Origin of the sequence: Alcaligenes sp. 13f (assembly GCF_020496585.1) — a bacterium.
Lineage (GTDB): Bacteria > Pseudomonadota > Gammaproteobacteria > Burkholderiales > Burkholderiaceae_B > Alcaligenes > Alcaligenes phenolicus.
This window is the reverse complement of sequence record NZ_JAHKKC010000003.1, coordinates 40,669-60,564: the sequence shown is the minus strand read 5'-3', so window position 1 is coordinate 60,564 and position 19,896 is coordinate 40,669. Positions and strand designations below refer to the sequence as shown.

At 56.3% G+C, this 19,896-nt stretch carries 18 protein-coding genes; all 18 read left to right on the top strand.

The window, feature by feature from the left end:
• The first annotated feature begins 59 nt into the window (after nt 1–59).
• The 18 genes from KOE80_RS03025 (at nt 60) to KOE80_RS02945 (ending at nt 19,845) form a co-directional block, all read left to right on the top strand.
• Complete coding sequence (locus tag KOE80_RS03025) at nt 60–638, top strand: DUF2889 domain-containing protein (RefSeq protein ID WP_035272843.1); 579 nt, start codon at nt 60–62, stop codon at nt 636–638.
• Nucleotides 639–722: 84 nt separating this feature from the next.
• Nucleotides 723–1,883 carry an ADP-forming succinate--CoA ligase subunit beta gene (gene sucC / locus KOE80_RS03020; RefSeq protein ID WP_009461782.1) on the top strand — a complete coding sequence of 387 codons (1,161 nt, stop codon included), beginning with the start codon at nt 723–725 and terminating at the stop codon, nt 1,881–1,883.
• Nucleotides 1,884–1,904: 21 nt separating this feature from the next.
• Nucleotides 1,905–2,786 carry a succinate--CoA ligase subunit alpha gene (sucD, locus tag KOE80_RS03015; RefSeq protein ID WP_009461784.1) on the top strand — a complete coding sequence of 294 codons (882 nt, stop codon included), beginning with the start codon at nt 1,905–1,907 and terminating at the stop codon, nt 2,784–2,786.
• Between the two features lie 301 nt (nt 2,787–3,087).
• Nucleotides 3,088–3,792, top strand: coding sequence for a TerC family protein (locus KOE80_RS03010; protein ID WP_035272842.1), 705 nt, complete (start codon nt 3,088–3,090; stop codon nt 3,790–3,792).
• Nucleotides 3,793–3,796: 4 nt separating this feature from the next.
• A complete protein-coding gene (locus KOE80_RS20270) occupies nt 3,797–3,922 on the top strand; it encodes a hypothetical protein (protein ID WP_003799533.1) in 126 nt (41 codons plus the stop codon).
• Nucleotides 3,919–4,881, top strand: coding sequence for a hydroxymethylbilane synthase (hemC, locus tag KOE80_RS03005; RefSeq protein WP_226348332.1), 963 nt, complete (start codon nt 3,919–3,921; stop codon nt 4,879–4,881). Before KOE80_RS20270 ends, hemC begins: the two co-directional genes overlap by 4 nt.
• A 6-nt stretch (nt 4,882–4,887) precedes the next feature.
• Nucleotides 4,888–5,688: a uroporphyrinogen-III synthase gene (locus tag KOE80_RS03000; protein ID WP_060185187.1), complete on the top strand. Its 801-nt coding sequence runs from the start codon at nt 4,888–4,890 to the stop codon at nt 5,686–5,688.
• Between the two features lie 24 nt (nt 5,689–5,712).
• Entirely contained in the window at nt 5,713–7,071 is a 1,359-nt protein-coding gene (locus KOE80_RS02995; RefSeq protein ID WP_226348331.1) for a uroporphyrinogen-III C-methyltransferase, read from the top strand.
• A 3-nt stretch (nt 7,072–7,074) separates the two neighbouring features.
• Nucleotides 7,075–8,580 (top strand): heme biosynthesis HemY N-terminal domain-containing protein, encoded by a 1,506-nt coding sequence (locus KOE80_RS02990; protein WP_226348330.1) that lies wholly within the window; start codon nt 7,075–7,077, stop codon nt 8,578–8,580.
• Between the two features lie 28 nt (nt 8,581–8,608).
• Nucleotides 8,609–9,145: an inorganic diphosphatase gene (ppa, locus tag KOE80_RS02985; RefSeq protein WP_009462201.1), complete on the top strand. Its 537-nt coding sequence runs from the start codon at nt 8,609–8,611 to the stop codon at nt 9,143–9,145.
• Entirely contained in the window at nt 9,142–9,837 is a 696-nt protein-coding gene (locus tag KOE80_RS02980) for a fumarylacetoacetate hydrolase family protein (RefSeq protein ID WP_009462199.1), read from the top strand. Before ppa ends, KOE80_RS02980 begins: the two co-directional genes overlap by 4 nt.
• A 234-nt stretch (nt 9,838–10,071) precedes the next feature.
• Entirely contained in the window at nt 10,072–10,575 is a 504-nt protein-coding gene (locus KOE80_RS02975) for a sigma-70 family RNA polymerase sigma factor (RefSeq protein WP_226348329.1), read from the top strand.
• Nucleotides 10,576–10,582: 7 nt separating this feature from the next.
• Nucleotides 10,583–11,551, top strand: a complete 969-nt coding sequence (locus KOE80_RS02970) for a FecR domain-containing protein (protein WP_226348328.1) — start codon at nt 10,583–10,585, stop codon at nt 11,549–11,551.
• A 289-nt stretch (nt 11,552–11,840) separates the two neighbouring features.
• On the top strand, nt 11,841–14,213 hold the full coding sequence (locus KOE80_RS02965) for a TonB-dependent receptor (protein WP_226348327.1): 2,373 nt from the start codon (nt 11,841–11,843) through the stop codon (nt 14,211–14,213).
• A gap of 40 nt (nt 14,214–14,253) precedes the next feature.
• On the top strand, nt 14,254–15,408 hold the full coding sequence (locus KOE80_RS02960; RefSeq protein WP_115633795.1) for a YncE family protein: 1,155 nt from the start codon (nt 14,254–14,256) through the stop codon (nt 15,406–15,408).
• A 241-nt stretch (nt 15,409–15,649) separates the two neighbouring features.
• Nucleotides 15,650–16,153 carry a sigma-70 family RNA polymerase sigma factor gene (locus tag KOE80_RS02955; protein ID WP_226348326.1) on the top strand — a complete coding sequence of 168 codons (504 nt, stop codon included), beginning with the start codon at nt 15,650–15,652 and terminating at the stop codon, nt 16,151–16,153.
• Nucleotides 16,154–16,234: 81 nt separating this feature from the next.
• Nucleotides 16,235–17,224: a FecR family protein gene (locus KOE80_RS02950; RefSeq protein ID WP_226348325.1), complete on the top strand. Its 990-nt coding sequence runs from the start codon at nt 16,235–16,237 to the stop codon at nt 17,222–17,224.
• Between the two features lie 257 nt (nt 17,225–17,481).
• Nucleotides 17,482–19,845 carry a TonB-dependent siderophore receptor gene (locus KOE80_RS02945; RefSeq protein WP_226348324.1) on the top strand — a complete coding sequence of 788 codons (2,364 nt, stop codon included), beginning with the start codon at nt 17,482–17,484 and terminating at the stop codon, nt 19,843–19,845.
• Nucleotides 19,846–19,896: the final 51 nt, after the last annotated feature.

Genomic DNA, 19,896 nt, shown 5'->3' with positions numbered 1-19,896 from the left:
GGAACATACGAGGTGCGTTATACTTGATCAGTTTCAATCTTGCCGCCCCGTTCATATCAATGCCTTTGCCCCCGCCGTCCGTCGCCCGTGAACCATTGCATACGCGTACCATCACGGTAGAGTCGTTTGCACGGGAAGATGGCCTCTGGGACCTGGAGGCCTCGCTGCTGGATGTGAAGTCCTACGACTTTCCCATACGCAACGGCCAAACCCATAAGGCAGGTGATCCTGTCCACCTGATGCATCTGCGTATCACTATCGATAGCAGCTTTGCCATTGTGGATGCCGTGGCGGTCTACGATGCAGCCCCTTACCAGGACAACTGTTCGTCCATTGCGGACGCCTACCAGAAGTTGGTGGGCCTGAATTTGCTCAAGCAGTTTCGTCAGGGTGTCAAAGAGCGCTTTGGGCGTTCGGCTGGCTGTACGCACATGAGCGAGCTGGCACAAGTGTTGCCAACCGCCGCCGTACAAACCATGGCCGGGCGACGTCGCAGCAGCGGGGAATCAGAGATTTATCGCACCGACAAGCAGCCTTTCCATCTGGATGGCTGCCATGCCTTGCGTTTGAGCGGTCCCGTGGTTGAGGAGTTTTATCCCGTCTGGTATCGACCTAAAGTCACAGACGGGGTGGATTAGTTTTTTGTTTTAGTCAGGTCTCGGGCTCAGGCCTGGAGTTCCTGCCTTCTTTTTTTATTGTGTTTTTAGACTGACAGGTATCACATGAAAATTCACGAATATCAGGGCAAAGCACTGCTTAAGCAGTTTGGCGTTGCCGTGCCACGCGGAATTCCTGCCTTCTCCGTCGATGAAGCGGTTGCAGCTGCGCAGGAGCTGGGTGGCTCTGTGTGGGTTGTCAAAGCCCAGATTCACGCCGGTGGCCGTGGCAAGGGCGGTGGCGTCAAGCTGGCTCGCTCGATGGACGAAGTGCGTCAACTGGCCTCGGAAATCCTGGGCATGCAGCTGATCACTCACCAAACTGGCCCTGAAGGCCAGAAAGTGGGTCGCCTGCTGATCGAGGAAGGCGCGGACATCAAGAAGGAATACTACGTCGGTATCGTTACCGACCGTGCTACCCAGCGCGTGGCCGTGATGGCTTCCAGCGAAGGCGGCATGGAAATTGAAGAAGTGGCCGAGCGCGACCCCGACGCCATTCTGAAAGAATTCGTGGACCCTGCTGTTGGCCTGACCAACGAGCAAGCCACCAAGCTGGCTCGCGGTATCGGCGTTCCTGACGCTTCGATCGAAAAAGCCGTTGCTGAATTCCAGAAGCTGTACAAGTGCTACACCGAAACCGACGCTGAACTGGCCGAGATCAACCCTCTGATCCTGACCGGCTCGGGCGACATCATCGCTCTGGACGCCAAGTTCAACTTCGACGGCAACGCTTTGTTCCGTCACCCCGATATCGTGGCTTTCCGTGACCTGGCTGAAGAAGATCCTGCTGAAGTTGAAGCCAGCAAGTACGACCTGGCCTACATCCAGCTGGACGGCAACATTGGCTGCCTGGTGAACGGTGCCGGTCTGGCCATGGCGACCATGGACACCATCAAGCTGTTTGGCGGCGAGCCTGCCAACTTCCTGGACGTGGGCGGTGGCGCTACGGCCGAAAAAGTTACTGAAGCCTTCAAGATCATGTTGGCCAACAAGGGCGTCAAAGCCATTCTGGTTAACATCTTCGGCGGCATCATGCGCTGCGACGTGATCGCTGAAGGCGTGATCGCTGCGTGCAAGGCCGTCAACCTGAACGTGCCTCTGGTGGTACGCATGAAGGGTACCAACGAAGAGCTGGGCAAGAAAATGCTGGCCGATTCCGGTCTGCCCATCATCAGTGCTGACACCATGGCCGAAGCGGCGACTGCTGTTGTCGCTGCCGCCAAGTAAGAAAAGGTTGAGGATTAGCAAATGTCGATTCTGATCAATAAAGACACCAAAGTCATCACGCAAGGGATCACCGGCAAGACCGGCCAGTTCCACACCCGCATGTGCCGTGAATACGGTAACGGCATGGAAGCCTTTGTGGCTGGCGTGAACCCCAAGCGTGCTGGTGAGGATTTCGAAGGTGTACCTATTTACGCCTCCGTGTCCGACGCCAAGGCTGAAACTGGCGCAACTGTGTCAGTTATCTACGTTCCGCCCGCAGGTGCTGCGGCTGCCATCTGGGAAGCTGTTGAAGCTGACCTGGACCTGGTTATCTGCATTACCGAAGGCATCCCTGTTCGCGACATGCTGGAAGTGCGCAACCGCATGCGCGCAGAAAACCGCAAAACCTTGCTGTTGGGCCCGAACTGCCCCGGTCTGATCACTCCTGACGAGCTGAAGATCGGTATCATGCCCGGCCACATTCACCGCAAGGGCCGCATCGGTGTGGTCAGCCGCTCCGGCACGCTGACATACGAAGCCGTTGCTCAAGTAACCGAACTGGGCCTGGGTCAATCCTCGGCTGTGGGTATCGGTGGCGACCCAATCAACGGTCTGAAGCACATCGATGTGCTCAAGATGTTCAACGACGATCCTGATACCGATGCCGTTATCATGATTGGCGAGATCGGCGGTCCAGACGAAGTCAACGCGGCTTTGTGGGCTAAAGACAATATGACCAAGCCTGTTGTTGGCTTTATCGCTGGTGTGACAGCGCCTCCCGGAAAACGCATGGGTCACGCCGGTGCCCTGATCTCCGGTGGTGCCGACACGGCCGACGCCAAGCTGGAAGTGATGGAAGCTTGCGGTATTCGTACCACTCGCAACCCATCCGAAATGGGCAAGCTGCTCAAAGAAGTGCTGTAAATAGTAGTACCAGGGCCCGCTTTGGCGGGCTCTTTGTCTGGCTGCCCTGTGCAGCCGGGCAAAATTGGCCAGCCGGTTTCGTCAAGAAAAACACCACAACCCGGCGCATTCCTTCCCGAATCTGGCCAGCCTGATCATGCTCAAACGAATCAAGTAAGAAAAAGAAGCCCCGATGTTGCACAGGCTAGGATTAGTTTGCTGCTTTAAGGGGCATTGTTGTCTTGGGACAGCCTGGCGACAGAAAAAGAACGTTTGTCCCGCGGCTGGGAAGAGAACTCACGTTTAGCTATACGGGAACGAAATGATTGAATTCCTCCAAACCCTGCATTGGGGTTCACTGTTTCAAATTGTACTGATTGATATTTTGCTCGGTGGCGACAATGCCGTCGTGATCGCACTTGCCTGTCGCAACTTGCCCAAGCAGCAGCGCATGCAAGGCATTTTGTGGGGGACCGCAGGCGCAATTATCCTGCGTGTAGTCCTGATTTTCTTTGCTCTGACCTTATTGGATCTGCCATTTTTGAAAGTGGTGGGTGGTCTTTTGCTCATGTGGATCGGTATCAAGCTGCTGATGCCGGACGACGACGCACACGGCAATATTCAAGGGGGCGGAACCATCTGGGCTGCCGTCAAAACCATCATCATCGCGGATTTCGTGATGAGCCTGGATAACGTGATTGCCATTGCCGGTGCAGCACAAAACGCGCACCTGGATCATCAACTGGGCTACGTGATCTTTGGTTTATTGCTAAGTGTCCCCATTATTGTCTGGGGCAGCACCCTGGTTTTGAAACTGATCGACCGTTTCCCTATTGTCGTCACCCTGGGCGGTGCCTTGCTGGGCTGGATTGCAGGCGGCATGCTGGTCACGGACAAGATTGTGGAAAATCAATTTGGCGTGCAGCCCCAGCCTGTTAAACTCGGGGTCGAGATTGTTTGTGCCTTATTAGTGGTGGCGCTGGGCAAATGGCTGGCGCACCGTAAAGGTTCTACCAAGGAAGCTTAGTTCTATGGCAATTTTTAAATCCTCCGACGCCAAAGGTCAGGAAAGCGGTTTGTCCCTGCTGCAAGGCTTAGGGATCCTGGCCATTATCGGTATTGTTGCTGCCGCCATCGTGCGCTATTTTGCTGCATGACCGCTGTGGCTTCTACTCCTCAGGAATTGGTTATTGCCACTCGTGCCAGTCAACTGGCCTTGTGGCAAGCCAAGCATGTTCGCGACCTTTTGCAGCAGCTGTACCCGCAGTGCAAGGTATCCTTGCTGGAAATGACAACCCGTGGTGACCAGATTCTGGATCGTACGCTGTCCAAAGTGGGTGGCAAGGGCCTGTTTGTCAAAGAGCTGGAAACCGCCTTGCTGGATGGCCGCGCCCATCTGGCGGTGCACTCCCTGAAAGACGTGCCGGTGGTGTTGCCCGAGTCCTTTGATCTGCCCATCATCATTGAGCGGGACGACCCACGCGATGCTTTTGTTTCCAATACTTATCCCAATCTTGCGGCTTTACCTGCTGGTGCCATCGTAGGCACTTCCAGTTTGCGCCGCGAGTCCCAGATTCGAGAGCGCTACCCGCACCTGGACATCCGTCCTCTGCGTGGCAATGTCCAGACCCGTTTGTCCAAGCTGGATCGTGGCGATTACGATGCCATTATTCTGGCTTCGGCTGGTTTGCGTCGTCTGGAATTGGCCGAGCGTATTCGCGATTACATCTCGATCGAAGACAGCTTGCCTGCCGCCGGGCAGGGGGCCTTGGGCATCGAGATTCTGAAAACTCGTACCGATGTGGCTCAATGGTTGGCGCCTTTGGCTCATTCCACCAGCCACGTATGTGCCTTGGCCGAGCGTGCTGTATCGCGTGCCTTGGGTGGTTCCTGTCAGGTGCCATTGGCTGCTTATGCCACCCTGAATGGCGAGGAGCTGAGCCTGAGCGGCCTGGTTGCCGAACCTGACGGCTCCACGGTGTACCGCGCTCAGATCACGGGTGCGGCCAAAGATGCGGAAGCCTTGGGCCTGTCGCTGGCGGAAGATCTGAAGCAGCAAGGTGCTCAAGCCATTCTGGATCGCTTGCTTACGGAACAGCCCGCAGAAGGCGAGTAAAGCGGCATGAACCTGCCCTGTGTATTACTGACCCGCCCCGCGGGACGGAACGAAACCCTGTCGGCTGCCTTGGCCGCGCAGGGTTTTTCTTCCTTGCTTATGCCCGCCTTGAGCCTGGAAGCGCAAAACCTGTCCGAAGAACAATGGCAAGATCCCAAGGATTTTGACCTGGTGCTCTTTGTAAGCAGCAGTGCGGTCAATTTTTACTTTGCGGCTTTGCAAGCGCGCGGCCAACGCTGGCCTGACAAGGTATTGCTGGCTGCTGTTGGTTTTGCTACCGCCGCCTGTTTGCGCGCCCAGCCGGGCGTTTCCCCAGATGCCGTACTTCACCCTGAAAATACGGATTCCTTGCAGGACTCAGAGGCTCTGTGGGCGGTGCTGGAGCCCCGACTGGCGCAATTTAAGCGGGTTCTGATTGTGCGCGGTCATAGCGGTCGTGAATGGTTGGGACAGCAACTAGAAAATCACGGTATTCAGGTCCAGCGCCTCGCGATTTACCAGCGTAGCCCCGCCCAGTGGAGTACAGAGCAGGGCCGTCAAATTCGTGACAGTTTGCAGGCGGGCCGTCTGGCCGTGTTGCTCAGCAGTTCTCAAAGCGCCGATGCGGTTTTCGCCAATGTACAAAGCCTGGGTTTACTGGATGTTTGGGCGCAATGTGCCTATGTGGTCATACATCCGCGTATTGAAGAACATTTACAGTCCTTATTGTTGCAGGCTGGAATCGCAGCGCCACCAATGGTAAAAAGGTGTACGCCAGACGATGATGACATTGTCGCTGCCTTGATGGCGGTGCTCTCGCGCGATTAGCCTCACACGGATTACAATCTTGCCATGAACGATAAAACAGAGAACGCATCCGCAAGCGAACCGGAGACTCCCATTTCCAGCCCAGCCAATACAGCGGCTCCTCGTCCGTATTCCGAACCCAAAGACAGCACCACTGCGCCGCAAAAGCGTAAAAGTGGCGCGGGTCCGGCTTATGCTTTGACGGCTGTTGTGGTGGTGCTGGCCGCTGCCGGTCTTTGGTACCAGAATTCATTGCTGGAAAAGCATAAGGCCGAGCTGCAAGCCCAGCTGGCGACCAATATCAACACCACAGAGCAGGCGCGCCAAACCGCGCAGCAGGCCCTGGCCTTGGCGCAGCGTCAGTCCGACAAGCTTGCCCAGTTGGAAAAATCCTTTAACGATTCCACCGAACAGTTTCATGATCTGAGCCAAGCCTTCCAGACCATGACAGACAGCGGGTCGGAACTGGTTTTGCTGAATGATATTGATCACCTGGCCACGATTGCGCAGCAACAGCTGATGCTGGGTGGCAATGTGGCCAATGCCATCGTTTCTCTGGAAGCTGCTCAGGCGCAATTGGCTCGTGCCAATCGCGTCGGTCTGGCTTCCTTGCAACAAACACTGAATGGCGATCTGGAACGCCTGCGCGCCGCTGCCACGGTGGATGTGGCCTCCTTGTCGCGTCAACTGGATACCTTGTCGCGCTACGTCTCGGAAGCGCCTTTGCTGGTGCCGGATGACGTTGCCGGTGGTGCGAATACTGAAGCGCTGGACTTGCAGTCCGACGTTCAGGAACCTACGGAACTGGCAGCTGATGCCCCTTGGTGGGAGCGCAGCTGGAATACGGTGGAACAGTGGGGTAGCAGCGCCTGGCGCTCGGTCAGCCACGATCTGGGGCAGTTTGTCTCCATCCGTCGTGTCGACGATGCCGCCGCCTTGCTGATGTCGCCGGATCAGGCTGCCCGTCTGCGAGAGAACCTGCGTCTGCGCATTATGGCCGCCCAACTGGCCATGATGATGAATCAGTCCGCCGTCTGGCAGACCGAGCTGAACGCAGTCGCGACGGCGCTGGAAAAACGCTTTGATACACAATCCGGTCAGGTTCAGCAGGCCTTGCGTCTGACCCGCCAATTGCAGGACACCCGCATCGGTGCTCGTTTGCCTACCGTGAATAACACCTTGGCGGCCATTGAGAGCCTGCGTCAGGCTCAGGCCGGCCGCAGTCAGGACAATGCCGACCACACCACGACCGAGCAGGGCGATACGGACCCTATTTTGTCCGACCCTCCTCAATCCACAGAACCTGCCAGCCAGGAGGAGCCCGCTGCTCCTGCTGCCGAACAGACTGAGTCTGCGACTCCCGCTCAATCCGAGACGGAACAGCCGGCTCAGGCGCAGGGGTAAGGTATGCGTACTTGGTTTTGGACTCTCATCTTATTTATCGCTGCGGTCGCGCTGGCTCTGGTCTTGCGTGAACACGCCGGTAATGTTTATTTGGTCACGCCGCATTATCTGGCACGTGCTTCGCTGACTTACGTGGTCCTGTGCACGCTGGGGCTGTTCATCGTGCTGTACGTACTGCTGCGCCTGTTGGCCTGGTTCAGCGATGGTCCGGAGCGTTTCCGCCTGTGGCGTGGTCGTCGCGCTCAACGCCGTGACCAGGCTTTGCTGGAAACTGGCTGGATCAGCATTCTGGAAGGTCGTTACGAGCAAGCTGAAAAAGACTTGATGAAGCTGATGAGCAAAACCCGCTCGCAGTCCAGCAAGGTCGTGGCAGGCTTGGCAGCAGCGCGTGCTGCGCATTACCAAGGTCAGATTGCTCAACGTGACGAAGCCTTGGCCGCCGCTCGTGCTGCCGCTGGCGATAATGCCCGTTTGAAAGAGGCCAGTGCCGTGGCATCGGCCGAGCTGTACCTGGATCAGAATCGTACCGAAGAAGCCATCGAGCTGCTGCAGGATTTGCAGGATGCCAGTTCGCGCCACTTGCACGCCACTCGTTTGTTGTTGCGCGCCTACCGCCAGCAAGGTAATGCCGAACGTGTTTACGAGTTGACCCGTTTGCTGGTGCGCCGCAGCGGCATCGAACGTCAAGAGGCACTGAACCACATCGAATTTGCCGCTGCTGCTCGTTTGCGTGTGGGTGGTGCTGAACAGTTCAAGGCCTTATGGTCGGATCTGAAGTCCGAAGAAAAGATCCTGCCCGGCGTCGCGCTGGAAGCTGCCCTGATTCAAGAACATGAAGGCAATTATGAAGAAGCCGGTCGTATCCTGGAGCCTGCGATTGCAGCCAGTTTCGACAGCCGCTTGCTGGAAGCCTACGCCCAGTGCCCACCTGAATATGTGGGCCGCCGTTTGGCCAAGGCCGAAGAGTGGCTGCGCAGTCAGCCCAACAATCCGGTCTTGCTGTCCACCTTGGGCCATCTGTGCCTGACCAGCCAATTGTGGGGGCAGGGCGAGCATTACCTGTTGCGTAGCCTGAAAATCCAGGGCGATCTGCGTAATCATGCTTTGTTGGGTAACCTGTACGACAGCCTGGGTCGTCACGACGAAGCCGTCTCTTACTGGCGCAAGGCCGCCTCCATGGCCGGCACGTTACCGATTCTGGCGGTCAGCACGGCTTTGCCAGCAGCCGATACTCGTCATGACCCTAGCCATACCGATGCAGACAGCCTGCCATCGCAGGATGACGACGATCTGCCGCATTACACCTATGCCGCCAGCGTCGTGGCCGAGGACCTGCCGGATCAGGGCCGTCCATTGCCTGTGGTGGCCGAGCCAGTGCCTCCTGCTGCCACGCCTTCGCAAGACAGCTTGAGCTCCTCTTCGGATCTGGATGATTACTTTGATACGGCTCCCATCCCTGGGGTCGATCTCTCTCAAACTTCGGATCGTCCTCGACGCTCCAACGATTAATTTCTTTTATTTTTAAAGGTTTGCACGAATGAGCCTCGCCCAAGTACCTGCTGGCAAAAAACTGCCCGACGAGATCAACGTAGTCATCGAAATCCCCATGAACTCGGACCCCGTCAAATACGAAGTTGACGAGAACGGCGTGGTTTTTGTGGACCGTTTCATGCTGACCGCCATGCACTACCCCTGCAACTACGGCTACGTTCCGCAAACCATTTCGGACGATGGCGACCCGGTTGACGTGCTGGTGATTGCTCCTTTCCCAATCCAGATCGGTGCCGTGATTCCTTGCCGTCCTATCGGCGTGCTGCATATGGACGACGAAGGCGGTGGCGATGCCAAACTGCTGGCCGTGCCTACCGACAAGCTGTACCCCCTGTACCGCAACGTGAAGTCGCCTGAAGATCTGCAGCCTGAAGAGCTGGAGCGCATCAAGCACTTTTTCGAGCACTACAAAGACATCGAAAAAGGTAAATGGGTCAAGGTCAAGGGCTGGGACGGTATCGAAGCTGCCAAGAAAGAGCTGGTAGACGGTGCCAAGCGCTTTGCTGACGGCCAGGCAAAATGAGTACCGTCATTCCCGCACCCGCCGTTGCGGCCCTGAACGTACAGGGCAGTGAGCAGGTTTTTCCTGTACGCCGCATTTACTGCGTCGGCCGCAATTACGTCGAGCATGCACAGGAAATGGGCTTTACCGGTCGCGAAGATCCTTTTTTCTTCTGCAAACCGGCGGACTCCATCTTGAACGTGCTGCCCGGCCAGGTCTGCGACATGCCTTATCCCTCCCGCACCCAGGATCTGCATCACGAGATCGAACTCGTCGTGGCTTTGTCCAAGGGCGGGCGTGATCTGACTGTGGAGCAGGCTGCTGAATGTGTGTGGGGATACGCGGTGGGTCTGGACATGACCCGCCGGGATTTGCAGACGCAAGCTAAAAAAGCTGGTCGTCCCTGGGAAGTGGGCAAAGCCTTTGACCACTCCGCGCCGACCGGCCCTCTGGTCCCACGCAGCCGTATTGGCGAGCTGTCCCAAGGTGCTATCACCCTGGACGTCAACGGCGAGCGTCGCCAGACTGGCGATTTGAATCAGCTGATCTGGAATGTGGCTGAATCCATCGCTTACCTGTCGGGCCTGTTCGAGTTGTTCCCAGGCGACATCATTTTCACGGGAACCCCAGCCGGTGTCGGCTCGGTGGAACGTGGCGATGTGATGCACGGGGCGATCGACGGTCTGGGTAGCATAGAGGTGCGTCTGGTCTGATCCAGGTCTGAATAGCTGGTCATGAACCCGTCTGGAGAGCAGTCTCCAGACGGGTTTATTCATTGGGTCTTCTGATGCAAGGCGGGGGCGCGTCGTCATTTGCATGTCTGCCGTCTGACGGTCAGGCGTGTGTAGATGACGGTATATCTTGCCTGTCAGAAGTAATTTATTGATAATTGAGACTTATTCTTATTTGTCTCCCTGCCTGACTCCAGGCTTTCAATGAATACACCCATGTCTGACAAGCTATCCGTGATGACGGTTGAAACGCTCTATTGCCTTCATCATGGCTGGCTGCAGGGCTGGCTGCGCCGTAAGCTGGGCAATAGCAATGATGCCGCTGATATTGCGCAGGACACCTTTGTGCGCATTCTGACAGCACGCACATTTTCCCCAGGTCTTGGCAGTGAACCGCGTGCCTTGCTGACGCATGTCGCGAAAGGCTTGCTGGTCGATCACTGGCGCAGAAAGTCGGTGGAAGAGGCTTATCTGCAAGCCATTGCCCATCTTCCCGCTGTGCATATGCCATCCCCGGAAACCAGACTGATCATCATCGAGGCCTTGATGCGGATAGACGCCATGCTGGCCAGCTTGACGCCGCGCACTCGGGAGGTGTTTTTGCTGGCGCAACTGCATGGCATGACGCTGGCTCAGATTGCCGAGCATATGAAGATGCCCTTGATTACGGTGCGTCGCTACATCCAGAAAGCGCTGGTTGCCTGCGCGGCGGTTGCATAGGGCTAGCATGTCTTCATCCACGGGCACCATCCAGCACGATCTGCTGAAAGAGGCGGCCAACTGGGCCATGACCTTCCAGTACGACACGCCTTCAGACAGCGAGCGTCAGGCTTTCGAACAATGGCGCAGAAAAAGCCCGGCTCATGAAGAGGCCTGGACGCGAACACAGGCTGTATTCCATGTTTTCGATCAGTTGCCTGCGGAGATAGGCAAAGAGGCGGTGGAGAAGCTGGATCGTCGCCACAAACGTCGTCACACCTTGCGCATGCTGGGGACGTTGCTGTTTGCTGCGCCCTTGGGGATGCTGGCCGTCAGTCAGGCTCCCTGGCGTCGCTGGACCGCTGATGTGGCCACAGGAACGGGGGAGCGTAAACCTCTGGTTCTGCCTGATGGTTCCCAGCTGGTGCTCAATACGCGCAGCGCCGTGAATATTGCACAAAGCCAGACCGAGCGCCGACTCCATTTGCTGGCTGGCGAGATTCTGATTACGACCCAGCCGGACTCTTTTGCCGTTCCCAGACCTTTTCTGGTCGATACCTCCGCCGGACTGGTGCGTGCCTTGGGAACACGTTTCAGTGTGCGCCAGCTGGATGGTGATACGTTCCGCGTGGCGGTGCTGGAGCATGCCGTCGAGGTTCGGCCTTTGGCGGGGCTGTCTCGTCGCGTACAAGCGGGTGAGCAGGCAGACTTTGATATCAGGGGCGTCAGCACGCCTCGTCCACTGCAAGACGCGGATGTGTTTTGGGAGCAGGGCATCCTGTTGGCCAAAGACATGCGGCTGGAGGATGTTCTGGCCGAGCTGGGGCGGTATCGCTCGGGTGTGCTGCGTTGTGATCCGACCTTATCGCAGTTGCGCGTATCGGGGGCCTTGTCCTTGAAGGATACTGATGCCGCCTTGGCCAGCCTGGCGGAGTCTTTGCCATTGCGCATCGTGACTTACTCATCATATTGGGTGGAGCTGGTTCCGCAGCTTTAAAGAGGCGCAACTCCGTGCGTTTGCTCAAGGTTTGAAAAAATTCTCCCATAAAGTGAGCACTTTTTTCGTCTCGTCCGGTGTACCTCTTATGACGCATGACGTCGCAGGTTTTCACCTCCATTGACGAAAGGTTCTTAGCATGGCTTCTCACGCATGTCTGTCCAGACTGGCCCGCAAAACGGCTGACGCGCAGACTTCACACCCCCATCGCACTGTGTTCCGGCTTAGAGCAGATGTTCTCGCTCTGTTTCTCAGTTCCACGCTTTGCGCGTTGACGGCAACCTCCTTGATGGCCAGCTCTCCTGCCCTGGCTGCTGACGTAATGGATACCAGCGCCAAACGAACTTACGCTCTGCCGGCGGGCAAGCTCAGTGACGCTCTGGCCGAGTTTGCCGCGCTTTCTGGTGTACAGCTGGTGTTTGAGCCGCAGCAATTGGCGGGCTTGCGAAGCCGCCCCCTGCAAGGGCAGTACAGTGTTCAGGACGGCTTCGCTCGTTTGCTTGCCGACACGATTTATGAAGCGGTCGCTACAAGCGGCGGCCGCTACGTGTTGCGTTCTTTGCCTGAAACGGCCATGTCGTCCTCTGTCGATATCCAGGCGGGTGGCGTCGCGCAGCTCAGTCCTGTGATTGTCACCGGTTTGTATCGTGGGGATTTGACGCCGGTGTATGCAGGCGGCAAGGTGGCCACGGGCAGTCGGGTAGGGTTGTTGGGCTACAAGGATTTCATGGAGACGCCGTTCAGCACCATCAGCTATACGGAAGAGGCGGTACGGCAGGCGCAGGATTTGGCGCGGGTAATTGGCTCTACTGACGCTGCGGTGTACGACCTGGGCATGCGTGGCACTGTGCGCGAAGCTTTTGTGATTCGCGGTTTTGACGTGGGTTCGGGCGATATTGCCTTTGGTGGCTTGTACGGTTTGCTGCCTTATAACCGTGTCCCTTTGGAGTTAGTGGAACGGGTTGAGGTACTGAAAGGCCCGTCTGCCATGCTCAATGGCATGCCGCCCGGCGGTTCAGTGGGCGGGAGTGTGAACCTGGTCCCCAAACGTGCGACTGAAACGCCGTTGGCGCGTTTGACCGGCATGTTCGTCTCCGATGGCCAATATGGTAGCCATGTCGATGTAGGGCGCCGCTTTGGTGACAAGCAGCAGTTTGGTATTCGTTTTAACGGCTTGTATCAGGACGGAAGTACGGCTACCGATAAGCAGTCGAAACGGGCAACTCTGGCTGCATTGGGGCTGGATTGGCGTACGGATACCGTACGGCTGGCGGCTGACTTTTACGTTAGTAAAGACAATGTGAAAGGTGTCACGCGTGGCATTACGGTGAGTCGCGGATTGGATACGCCCGATGTACCTAAACCAGGGCAGGCTTTGGCACCAGACTGGACATACTCCCGTGCCGAGGACACCGCGTTTGTGCTGCGTGGCGAAGCTGATCTGAGCAAGGACGTGACGGTTTACGGTAACTACGGCCAAGGCAGCACGGATTATGACGGCTTGCTCGGGGTGGTGTTTGCGGTCACCGATCCGCAGGGCCGCTATCGAAACAATTTTGGACAGCAGCGCCAAGTGCTGGACCGCAAGGCAGGTGATGTGGGCATCATGGCCCGCCTGAGCACGGGCAGCGTGCGGCATGAACTGGCCCTGAGCGCTTCATACTATGAGCAAGAAGTGCGTTCCAAAACGGTTGTCGGACTATTGCCCACGGACTGGTACACGAACATCTATGCTCCTACTTGGGGGCCAGCTCCCGCAACAGTCATCGGCAAATCGGACGTGCCCAAAACCGCCTTGTCTCGTCTGAGCAGCGTAGGCATCGCTGACACCCTGTCCTTTGCGGACGATAGCATCATGTTGACACTGGGAATCCGGCATCAGAACGTGCTGAGCGAGTCTTTCCACCCTGTCAGTGGTGTCAGTACGGCGCGCTACAAGGAGTCGGCCACCTCTCCATCGGCGGCCTTGCTGGTCAAGCTCAGCGATGAGGTTTCCGTATACGGAAACTACATCGAAGGCTTGCGTGAGGGGGCGATTGCTCCAGTGGGCACCAATAACGCCGGTGAAATTTTCGCACCGCATAAAACCAGACAACATGAAGTGGGTGTGAAGCTGGATCTGGGTGATTTTGCCGCGACATTGAGTGCCTATCAAATCCGCCTGCCCAACAGCTATATCGACCCCACAAGCAATATCTTCTCCTTCGATGGTGAGCAGCGTAATCGTGGCCTGGAACTGAACTTCTTTGGAGAGCCCGTAGAGGGCTTGCGTCTGATGGGGGGCATTGCCTATCTGGATGCCGAGTTGAGCAAGACAGCCGGTGGTGTCAATCAAGGGCGGTTCGTCATGGCCAGACCCAAGTGGCAAGGCAAGTTGGGTGTGGAGTGGGATGTGCCTGGTGTGACAGGTCTGACGGCGACAGGAAATATGCAGGCGATCCAGGGACAGTATTACAGCAGCGATAACTCGATGCGTGCGGCGGGTAGAACTATCTTTGATGCCGGCTTGCGTTATCAAACTTCCATAAGCGGTCATGCACTGACCTTGCGTGCCGATGTACTGAATATCGCCAACAAAGCCTATTGGTCGGCTGGCGGTAGCGGCAAGCTCTGGCAGGGCGCTCCTCGAACATTCATGTTGTCCGCCAGTATGGATTTCTAATCCAGACGAATTTCACTTATTACCAAGCACGAGGTGGACTATGAATAAATGGCAGCGATATGGATTGCTGGCCTGCGTCAGCGTGACGGCTGCTTGCGCACAATTGGGTGCGGACAAGCGGGCAGCGGTAAGTCCCGCGACCCAGGAGCAAAAAGCCCAGGAAACGATACAGGTGACACGCAAAATGATTGCGCCGCGCTTGTATGAACTCGCTTATTCGGCGCGTCAGCAGGCGGTTTTTGTGGCATCAGCCGGGGGCGCGGATCCTGTCAGTGAACCTTCCAGAATCTTGCGTCTGAATCCAGCTGATTTGTCGGTGACAGTAGAAATTCCGCTGGAGCGGGGTGGGTTCGGAGTTGCACTGGATGATGCCGCCAACCGTCTGTACGTGGGTAACGCACTGACGGCCTCGGTGACGGTCGTCGATACGGCGAAAAATCGCGTTCTTGGCGTCGTGCAATTGGCCGAGCCCATCCGTTACGACGGCGATAAAGCGATCTATCCGCATCTGCTGCGCGAGCTGGTCGTGGATCAGAAGCGGCAACGCCTCTATGCTCCGGGTCTGAGTGCCCAAGGCAGTGTGCTGTATGTCGTCGATACGGCCAATCTGAAACTGGATCAGGTTGTTTCTGGCCTGGGAGCAGGCGCAGCGGGCATTGCTCTGGATAAAGAGGGCAACAGGCTCTATGTGTCCAACTTGCAGGGACAGGTATTTGGCATTGATACAAAGACCTTGACCATCAAAACCCAATGGGAGGTCAAGGCGGATCAATTGCTGAATCTGGCCTATGACCACAAACGCCATCGTCTGCTGGCAAGTGATCTGGGTTCGGAGCGTATGGATACCTTGCGCAAGGAGAAAGCCGGGCTGACGGAGTATGAAAAGCGCGGAACCGGACATAGGATGGTGGCGATTGATGCCAGAAACGGTGCCCTGTTGGCCAGCGTACCGACGGGCAAGGCTCCCATTGCACCGATGCTGGATGAAGGCCGGGACCGTGTTTATGTTTCCAACCGGGATAGCGGCACGGTCAGCGTGCTGGATGCAGAGGACTACACGCTTTTGGCGACGGTGCCTTTGGTGCCGCACCCTAATAGTTTGGCCTTGGATGCAGCTTCGGGAAATGTCTACGTGTCCATCAAGGAAGAGAGCAGAACAGCAAGGGAAGGCGTGGCCCGGTTAGCGCCTCGTTAAGCTTGTTTCAAGAACGCCCGCCATTTGAACTGCACCCCAAATATTGGACAACCATCCAAGCTTTGGGGGCAGATTAGTTGGCGGTTTTTTTTTGTTCGTTTGCCTGATAAAGGAGACAAAGATCTCAGGAGATGATCCTTTTGTTTCAAGGCTTTTTCCTGTTCGGATCAAAACACAATAACAATAATGAGAATCGTTGTTATTATTATGTCCCCTTGATCTATTTACCCCATGCCGTTCTATGTCGCGTTTTTCGTCCTCACGTAAAACTTGGCTCGTGCATTACCACGAGCTGGTTAAGACGTGGACGCGACGTTCATCAAACAGCTGTGATGGGGAAGATGTGGCCCACGATGCTATTGCCGGAATGCTGGAGCAAGACGTAGCCCGAATCAGCAATCCCAGAGCCTATTTGCATCGCAGTGCGGCCAACAGTCTGATACAGCGACAAAAGCGGGAGCAGCCTGCTTTAACGATTCCCTTGCAGGATCTGAGCGAACAGGATCATCCCGTGGTGTCGGGCGCCGAGGAGGCAGCCTATTGCGGGCAGTTGTCGGAAGCCTTGCTGGCGGCCCTGGATGAGCTGCCACCCGTCTGTCAGCGGGTTTTTTCCTGCCACAGGCTGGACGGCTGGACCGTGCCCGAGATCGCCAGTCATCTGGGTTTGTCCGTCAGTTCGGTAGAAAAGTACCTGACCCGCAGCATGCGTCATTTGCAGCTTAAGTTGCAGCAGTTTTCCTCTTAATATAACGATGCACGCCATGAGCACTTTTCTGTCTTCACCCGCATTGGTACAGGGATTAACCGGCGAGCTATCGTAGCGACTATGAGCTTATCCCATTCACTTCCCATTCCTGATGATCCACACGACGCTGCCGCGTTCTGGTTTGCGCGCGTGCGAGGTGGCCTGATGCAGGAGGGGGATCAGACGCTGCTCAAGCAATGGCGTGAACAGGACCCGCGTCATGCGCAGGCTTATCAGGACATGGAAGCCATGTGGTCGATTGTGCAGGCAACACCGGATGCCGCTTTCAAGGCACGCTTGGCACAAAACACTCGCCCTCGGGCACCGCAATGGGGACGTAGAGCGTTTATCGCAGGGTTGGGAAGTGCCTGTGCGGCGATAGCGGGTGTCGCTGTTCTGGGGCCGCAGCGTTGGCTGGAAAGTGAGCAATATACCCAGCGCTATGTCAGCCGCAAGGGCGAACGGCTTGAGCAGACCTTGCCGGACGGATCGCTGATCAGTCTGAATACCGATAGCGTGGTGCACGTGTCCTTTTATCAATCCGAGCGCCGCGTCGTGTTGGAAAAAGGGGAGGCTTTTTTCCAGGTGCGCTCCGAGCCAGATCGGCCTTTTAATGTCGATGCCGGCCAGGCCGTGATACGGGTGACGGGCACTCGTTTTAATGTGCGACGCGAGACGGACACGGTTGATGTGGCGGTTGATTCCGGTTCGGTACGTGTAGAGAGCGGACCCTGGTGGAACAGCACCAATTACAACCTCGTAGGGGAGCAGGGTGTGCGTCTGGGTAGCGGTCAACAGGCCTCCGTGCAGTCACGAAATATGGTGCAGGCTTTGGCCTGGCGTCAGGGTCGAGCCATTTTCGATGCTGAGCCACTGGAGCACATCGTAGCCGAACTCAATCGCTACAAGGAGCCAGGCATTGTGCTGCATAGCCCATCCTTGCGGGGGCTGCGAGTGACCGGTGTTTTCGATGTGAATGATCCCCAGGCTTTTCTGGGCGTCCTGCCCTCATTGGCACCCGTGGTGATTGTCCAAGGACCCGATGGCCGGTTGGGTATTGCGGCTCGTTAGACCACATATTCCTTGAAAGATACAATTGCTTTCAATTTAGGAACGAGAATCGTTACGGAGTTTGCTCCTGATTGACTCTTATGAGGGAAGGGACAGTTTTGCGTCCCTGATTGCCTTTGGCCAAAGGGCTTGTCGCTTTGTGCGTCGCTTTCCTTATAACGAGTACTACGGTGTATCCACAGAACACAAATAAACGATGGCCTCTTTTTGCCTTACGCCCGGTGCAGGGTGTAGGGCTCAGCGTATTGGCACTGGCCTTGTCGTTCAGTCCCTTGGGGCAGGCGATTGCGCAGGACGCGCCTGCGCTGTCAATCTCTATTCCGGCTCAATCCCTGAACCGGGCTTTACTTGAGTTGGGGCAGCAGGCAGACATTCAAATCTATTATTTGCCCGATACCGTCAGTGGCTTTCAGGCAGCGCCAGTCAGGGGGCGCATGACGCCGCAGCAGGCTATGCAAAGCTTGTTGAGGGGGACGGGCGTGCAAGCCAGCTGGAAAGGGCGAACGGTTTCTTTAACCCTAGCAAGCCGTGATGACACTACGCAATTGGCTCCGATCACGGTTATGGCCAATACGAGCCTGGCGACGGAAGGGAGTGGATCCTATGTCACCCCCAGAGTCAGTATCAGCAAGGGTGAGCAGTCCTTGCGGGAGATTCCCCAGGCCGTCTCGGTCATCACCCGTCAGCAGCTGGATGATCAGGGTGTGACCGATATTCGGGATGCCTTGAACAAGGCGCCGGGTGTCACTATGGTGGCCAATGATCCCGGTGGTCAGTTCTATTCGCGTGGCTTCTTTATCCAGAGCTATCAGTTTGACGGTGTGCCTTTGGAGCGCCAGTTGTATGCGCGTGGCTCTGCCTTTAATTCAGATACTTCGATTTATGATCGCGTTGAAATCATGCGTGGTCCGCAAGGTCTATTTGAAGGCGCGGGGGATCCTTCAGGGTCGGTGAATATGGTGCGTAAACGTCCCACCAACGAGCGACAGTTTGTATTTACTGGCACAACTGGATCGTGGGACCGCTACGGTGCTCAGGCGGATTTGTCCGGCGCACTGAACGACTCGGCCACTGTCCGCGGACGGGTGGTGTTGAATTATGACAAGCAAGACTCCTTCCGCGATTATGTGGGTTCGGTGGATCGCACGTTTTACGGGGCTCTCGACTTTGATCTGGGGCCGGCCACCACAGTAGGTTTGGGTTATAGCCGCGAGAAACCCTATGGTGTCATCGATTGGTCGGCTTTGCCCAATTATGGTGATGGCTCTATGCCAGACTACCCGCGGCATACGAACTTGAGCGCACCCTGGAACCATACGTCCAAGACTCAGGACACCTGGTTTGCAGATTTTGCGCATCGCTTTAACGAGGACTGGAAATTCAAGGCCAGCTTAGTGCGTGTGCGTGAGTCCAACGATGTGAAGTATCTGCTCCGGACAGGGCGTTTGGGCCCTCCTAATACCTTTCGGGGAGACGCCTACGCCTTTGATATGGTGTCGCGCCAATGGGGTGGCGATGCCTATTTGAACGGACGTACTCGTTTGTTTGACCGGCAGCTGGATGTCACCCTGGGCGCTAATTTTTCTCGTTTGCGCAGCCATGACTTGTGGGGCTGGATGCGAAATGTAGAGAACCTGAATGCGTCGTACCAGCAGCGTGTCACCGCTCCCGAATTGGCCAGTGAAGATATTATTGCTGCCAATCGTATGGATGACGGCTATCGTTCGGACAAGAAAGGCGTGTATGCCACGGCACGCTATCAGCTCGCCGAGCCCTTTTCCGTGTTAGTAGGTGGCCGTCTCTCCTGGTATGAGCAGACCTACCTGTCTGACGGTGTTTGGGGGAAATCCGAAACCAATGCCAAGGAAAACAGCAAGTTCACCCCCTTTATGGGGTTGGTGGTGGATCTGGATAATCAATGGTCCGTCTATGCCAGTTACGCCGATATTTTTCGGCCACAAAGCCAGCGCGACCGCTCCGGTGCTTTTCTGAGTCCTGTCACAGGTCGTAATTACGAGTTGGGCTTGAAAGGCGAGTTGATGGATGGACGCGTCAATACCTTGTTGGCGGTTTTCCGCACTGATCAAAAGGGCGTGGCTTTCGAGGATGGTACGGTGCCTGAGAGCGTGGCCAACTTGAATTGCGGCGGTACGTGCTACCGGCCCTCTGCGCAGGTTCGTAGTCAGGGTTTTGAGGCGGAAATCAACGGTGAAATCTTGCGTGGCTTGCAGGTGGCTGCCTCGTATACCTACACCCAGACGCGTAACCGGGGCAATGATGTCCCGTCTGTGGGTTACGATATTTCCGCCAATACGGGTGTGCCACGTCATATGGCACGAGTCTGGGCCAATTACCGTTTGCCAGGGCAATGGCATAAATGGAGCATGGGCGCGGGATTGAATCTGCAAAGTGCTTCGTCCAGCTTCGGCTACTACGGACGCAAGCAAGGTGGCTATGCCGTTGCGGATGCCCGCGTCGCCTATCAGTTTAGCGATCAGCTCAGTGCTGCCGTCAATATCAATAACTTGTTTGACCGCCATTATTTCCAGTCGATCAGTTATGACCATAATTACTATGGCACCCCACGCACTGTTTATCTGACCGTGCAATATCGAATGTAAGGCAACAGAGCCGGCAGCCGGACAAGCCCATCCAGCTCGGCTTTTGCGAAT

Bases quoted from the DNA above. Each gene is read 5' to 3' on its own strand.
- KOE80_RS03025 (WP_035272843.1), top strand. From the start codon at position 60: ATGCCTTTGCCCCCGCCGTCCGTCGCCCGTGAACCATTGCATACGCGT.
- sucC (WP_009461782.1), top strand. From the start codon at position 723: ATGAAAATTCACGAATATCAGGGCAAAGCACTGCTTAAGCAGTTTGGC.
- sucD (WP_009461784.1), top strand. From the start codon at position 1,905: ATGTCGATTCTGATCAATAAAGACACCAAAGTCATCACGCAAGGGATC.
- KOE80_RS03010 (WP_035272842.1), top strand. From the start codon at position 3,088: ATGATTGAATTCCTCCAAACCCTGCATTGGGGTTCACTGTTTCAAATT.
- KOE80_RS20270 (WP_003799533.1), top strand. From the start codon at position 3,797: ATGGCAATTTTTAAATCCTCCGACGCCAAAGGTCAGGAAAGCGGTTTG.
- hemC (WP_226348332.1), top strand. From the start codon at position 3,919: ATGACCGCTGTGGCTTCTACTCCTCAGGAATTGGTTATTGCCACTCGT.
- KOE80_RS03000 (WP_060185187.1), top strand. From the start codon at position 4,888: ATGAACCTGCCCTGTGTATTACTGACCCGCCCCGCGGGACGGAACGAA.
- KOE80_RS02995 (WP_226348331.1), top strand. From the start codon at position 5,713: ATGAACGATAAAACAGAGAACGCATCCGCAAGCGAACCGGAGACTCCC.
- KOE80_RS02990 (WP_226348330.1), top strand. From the start codon at position 7,075: ATGCGTACTTGGTTTTGGACTCTCATCTTATTTATCGCTGCGGTCGCG.
- ppa (WP_009462201.1), top strand. From the start codon at position 8,609: ATGAGCCTCGCCCAAGTACCTGCTGGCAAAAAACTGCCCGACGAGATC.
- KOE80_RS02980 (WP_009462199.1), top strand. From the start codon at position 9,142: ATGAGTACCGTCATTCCCGCACCCGCCGTTGCGGCCCTGAACGTACAG.
- KOE80_RS02975 (WP_226348329.1), top strand. From the start codon at position 10,072: ATGTCTGACAAGCTATCCGTGATGACGGTTGAAACGCTCTATTGCCTT.
- KOE80_RS02970 (WP_226348328.1), top strand. From the start codon at position 10,583: ATGTCTTCATCCACGGGCACCATCCAGCACGATCTGCTGAAAGAGGCG.
- KOE80_RS02965 (WP_226348327.1), top strand. From the start codon at position 11,841: ATGGCCAGCTCTCCTGCCCTGGCTGCTGACGTAATGGATACCAGCGCC.
- KOE80_RS02960 (WP_115633795.1), top strand. From the start codon at position 14,254: ATGAATAAATGGCAGCGATATGGATTGCTGGCCTGCGTCAGCGTGACG.
- KOE80_RS02955 (WP_226348326.1), top strand. From the start codon at position 15,650: ATGTCGCGTTTTTCGTCCTCACGTAAAACTTGGCTCGTGCATTACCAC.
- KOE80_RS02950 (WP_226348325.1), top strand. From the start codon at position 16,235: ATGAGCTTATCCCATTCACTTCCCATTCCTGATGATCCACACGACGCT.